The organism is Candidatus Symbiopectobacterium sp. NZEC135 (assembly GCF_025962695.1).
Genome location: NZ_JAGFPF010000794.1, coordinates 1 through 931 on the forward strand (window position 1 = coordinate 1; position 931 = coordinate 931).

1 protein-coding gene is annotated in these 931 nt (G+C 43.9%); it reads right to left on the reverse strand.

Annotation, left to right across the window (positions count from 1 at the left end):
- A partial coding sequence (locus tag J5224_RS30505) for a LysR family transcriptional regulator (RefSeq protein WP_264628782.1) occupies positions 1-423 on the reverse strand: 423 nt, incomplete at its 3' end.
- Positions 424-931: the final 508 nt, after the last annotated feature.

The following is a 931-nucleotide window of genomic DNA, read 5'->3' on the forward strand; positions in this document are numbered from 1 at the left end:
GCGTAACGACGTGATAAGTTCAGACAATTGCCCTTCTATGATGGTAATCGTGGCGGTGGGATGTTCTTTTTGGAAGGTGTTGATCACGGCGGGCATGATGCTGAAGGCTGGCAAATGTGAGCAGCCAAACACAACGGTGCCTTCTGATATCTGGCTGGCTTGGTGCAGTTCATCAACGGCCCTTTCCAGATCGTTGAGCAGCATTGCTACTCGGGGTTCAAAAATGCGGCCCATCTTGGTTAATACCATGCCTTGAGGCCCGCGGGCTAATAAGGTAACACCCAATATTCTTTCCAGTTCCTGAATACTGCGCGTCATGGCTGGCTGAGTTTGAAACAGCGCCTGTGATGCGGTTCTGATACTCCCATAGCGAATGATTGCCTGAAAATTCCTGAGTTGATTAATTTTGGGGAGTTCTTTCATGGGGCACCATCAGCATTATTGGACGCGTCTTTTCTAAGGTAGACGGATTTTTATTGTTGGCAACAACCCATTGAAAAAATGGTTTTATTGACCATAACTGGCGGAAGAAGCATGATTAAATATCATGCTCTACAGACAAACAATGTCAACGTTTTGCCGTCAACGCCCCCTTGTTTTAACGCACGGTGGCACCGTTTTACAGACCTTGTGCAAGGGAATGTCTGTAGAAAATGGGTATCCACCTAAATGGCAGCGGGAGAAAAAGAGATTACGTTTGTCACAGCGGCGTATTTAATCTGAACGTATATAAAATTGCAAGGGAGTAAGCGGTTAAATAAAAATATCAACAAAAAGATTGTGCGAAAAAATCGTATTATTGATGTCGCCTTTCAGCGTTGGCTCAATGATACCGGGTGATTCTAGTAAAGTAATTTTTATCGCTGATAGGGAAATGGCATCACCAAAAACAAATGGCTATTTATCAGGCTGTTCGATTTTACCCTTTAAA